The sequence below is a fragment of the Burkholderia sp. GW821-FHT14F03 genome (assembly GCF_058803765.1).
The window spans coordinates 1-402 of sequence record NZ_JBXAPG010000166.1; the positions used below are offsets into that span (position 1 = coordinate 1).

The 402-nt window shown below is 70.1% G+C and carries 1 protein-coding gene; it reads left to right on the top strand.

Features of this window, described 5'->3' with window-relative positions; genetic code table 11:
• Positions 1 to 402 (top strand): methyl-accepting chemotaxis protein (locus AC1RQF_RS33540; RefSeq protein WP_492874449.1); only part of this gene is annotated, 402 nt, incomplete at both ends.

Genomic DNA, 402 nt, shown 5'->3' on the forward strand with positions numbered 1-402 from the left:
GAGCAGGGTCGCGGCTTCGCGGTGGTGGCGGGCGAGGTGCGCTCGCTCGCGCAGCGCAGCGCGACGGCGGCCAAGGAAATCAAGCAGCTGATCGGCGATTCGGCCGACAAGGTGCAAAGCGGCTCCGCGCTGGTCGAGCGCGCGGGCGCGACGATGGGCGAAATCGTCCAGGCGGTGCGGCGCGTGACCGACATCATGGGCGAGATCAGCGCGGCGTCCGAGGAACAGTCGACCGGCATCGAGCAGGTCAACCGCGCGGTCGGCCAGATGGACGCCGTCACTCAGCAGAACGCCGCGCTCGTCGAGCAGGCCGCGGCAGCCGCCGCGTCGCTCGAGGAGCAGACCCGTCAACTGAAGCAGGCCTGTCTCTTCTCCACATCTGACGCTGCCGACGATCGGCGG